A 3,109-nucleotide genomic window follows, 5' to 3' on the forward strand; every position below is an offset into this window, starting at 1 on the left:
GAAACATCTTCGGGTTGTGAGGTTAAGCGACTAAGCGTACACGGTGGATGCCCTGGCAGTCAGAGGCGATGAAGGACGTGCTAATCTGCGAAAAGCGACGGCGAGGTGATATGAACCTTTGACCCGTCGATGTCCGAATGGGGAAACCCAGTGCAATCCGTTGCACTATCGTTAACTGAATACATAGGTTAACGAGGCGAACCGGGGGAACTGAAACATCTAAGTACCCCGAGGAAAAGAAATCAACCGAGATTCCCCCAGTAGCGGCGAGCGAACGGGGAGCAGCCCGGAGTCTGAATCAGCTTGTGTGTTAGTGGAACGGTCTGGAAAGTCCGACGGTACAGGGTGATAGTCCCGTACACGAAAACACACTTGTTGTGAACTCGAAGAGTAGGGCGGGACACGTGGTATCCTGTCTGAATATGGGGGGACCATCCTCCAAGGCTAAATACTCCTGACTGACCGATAGTGAACCAGTACCGTGAGGGAAAGGCGAAAAGAACCCCGGCGAGGGGAGTGAAAAAGAACCTGAAACCGTGTACGTACAAGCAGTGGGAGCCTCTTTATGGGGTGACTGCGTACCTTTTGTATAATGGGTCAGCGACTTATATTCTGTAGCAAGGTTAACCGTATAGGGGAGCCGAAGGGAAACCGAGTCTTAACTGGGCGTTAAGTTGCAGGGTATAGACCCGAAACCCGGTGATCTAGCCATGGGCAGGTTGAAGGTTGGGTAACACTAACTGGAGGACCGAACCGACTAATGTTGAAAAATTAGCGGATGACCTGTGGCTGGGGGTGAAAGGCCAATCAAACCGGGAGATAGCTGGTTCTCCCCGAAAGCTATTTAGGTAGCGCCTCGTGAACTCATCTTCGGGGGTAGAGCACTGTTTCGGCTAGGGGGCCATCCCGGCTTACCAACCCGATGCAAACTACGAATACCGAAGAATGTTATCACGGGAGACACACGGCGGGTGCTAACGTCCGTCGTGAAGAGGGAAACAACCCAGACCGCCAGCTAAGGTCCCAAAGTCATGGTTAAGTGGGAAACGATGTGGGAAGGCACAGACAGCCAGGATGTTGGCTTAGAAGCAGCCATCATTTAAAGAAAGCGTAATAGCTCACTGGTCGAGTCGGCCTGCGCGGAAGATGTAACGGGGCTAAACCATGCACCGAAGCTGCGGCAGCGACACTATGTGTTGTTGGGTAGGGGAGCGTTCTGTAAGCCGTTGAAGGTGGCCTGTGAGGGTTGCTGGAGGTATCAGAAGTGCGAATGCTGACATAAGTAACGATAAAGCGGGTGAAAAGCCCGCTCGCCGGAAGACCAAGGGTTCCTGTCCAACGTTAATCGGGGCAGGGTGAGTCGACCCCTAAGGCGAGGCCGAAAGGCGTAGTCGATGGGAAACAGGTTAATATTCCTGTACTTGGTGTTACTGCGAAGGGGGGACGGAGAAGGCTATGTCAGCCGGGCGACGGTTGTCCCGGTTTAAGCATGTAGGCGGAGGTTCCAGGTAAATCCGGTACCTTTTAACGCTGAGGTGTGATGACGAGGCACTACGGTGCTGAAGTGATAAATGCCCTGCTTCCAGGAAAAGCCTCTAAGCATCAGGTAACACGAAATCGTACCCCAAACCGACACAGGTGGTCAGGTAGAGAATACCAAGGCGCTTGAGAGAACTCGGGTGAAGGAACTAGGCAAAATGGTGCCGTAACTTCGGGAGAAGGCACGCTGATATGTAGGTGAAGTCCCTGCGGACGGAGCTGAAATCAGTCGAAGATACCAGCTGGCTGCAACTGTTTATTAAAAACACAGCACTGTGCAAACACGAAAGTGGACGTATACGGTGTGACGCCTGCCCGGTGCCGGAAGGTTAATTGATGGGGTTAGCGGCAACGCGAAGCTCTTGATCGAAGCCCCGGTAAACGGCGGCCGTAACTATAACGGTCCTAAGGTAGCGAAATTCCTTGTCGGGTAAGTTCCGACCTGCACGAATGGCGTAATGATGGCCAGGCTGTCTCCACCCGAGACTCAGTGAAATTGAACTCGCTGTGAAGATGCAGTGTACCCGCGGCAAGACGGAAAGACCCCGTGAACCTTTACTATAGCTTGACACTGAACACTGGTCCTTGATGTGTAGGATAGGTGGGAGGCTTTGAAGCGTGGACGCCAGTCTGCGTGGAGCCGACCTTGAAATACCACCCTTTAATGGCTGGTGTTCTAACGTAGACCCGTAATCCGGGTTGCGGACAGTGTCTGGTGGGTAGTTTGACTGGGGCGGTCTCCTCCCAAAGAGTAACGGAGGAGCACGAAGGTTGGCTAATCCTGGTCGGACATCAGGAGGTTAGTGCAATGGCATAAGCCAGCTTGACTGCGAGCGTGACGGCGCGAGCAGGTGCGAAAGCAGGTCATAGTGATCCGGTGGTTCTGAATGGAAGGGCCATCGCTCAACGGATAAAAGGTACTCCGGGGATAACAGGCTGATACCGCCCAAGAGTTCATATCGACGGCGGTGTTTGGCACCTCGATGTCGGCTCATCACATCCTGGGGCTGAAGTAGGTCCCAAGGGTATGGCTGTTCGCCATTTAAAGTGGTACGCGAGCTGGGTTTAGAACGTCGTGAGACAGTTCGGTCCCTATCTGCCGTGGGCGCTGGAGAATTGAGGGGGGCTGCTCCTAGTACGAGAGGACCGGAGTGGACGCATCACTGGTGTTCGGGTTGTCATGCCAATGGCACTGCCCGGTAGCTAAATGCGGAAGAGATAAGTGCTGAAAGCATCTAAGCACGAAACTTGCCCCGAGATGAGTTCTCCCTGAGACTTTAAGTCTCCTGAAGGAACGTTGAAGACGACGACGTTGATAGGTCGGGTGTGTAAGCGCAGCGATGCGTTGAGCTAACCGATACTAATGAACCGTGAGGCTTAACCTTACAACGCCGAAGATGTTTTGGCGAAGAGACACGATTTTCAGCCTGATACAGATAACAGAATTTGCCTGGCGGCTTTAGCGCGGTGGTCCCACCTGACCCCATGCCGAACTCAGAAGTGAAACGCCGTAGCGCCGATGGTAGTGTGGGGTCTCCCCATGTGAGAGTAGGGAACTGCCAGGCATCAA

2 rRNA genes are annotated in these 3,109 nt (G+C 53.4%); both read left to right on the forward strand.

The features are described from left to right. Positions 1-20 precede the first annotated feature (20 nt). Positions 21-2,924: ribosomal RNA gene (locus N5C09_RS21315) — 23S ribosomal RNA — on the forward strand. Positions 2,925-2,988: 64 nt separating this feature from the next. Beyond that, positions 2,989-3,104 (forward strand): 5S ribosomal RNA (rrf, locus tag N5C09_RS21320). Positions 3,105-3,109 lie beyond the last annotated feature (5 nt).

This window comes from Enterobacter sp. GD03975 (genome assembly GCF_029838645.1).
Taxonomy (GTDB): Bacteria; Pseudomonadota; Gammaproteobacteria; order Enterobacterales; family Enterobacteriaceae; genus Enterobacter; species Enterobacter quasihormaechei.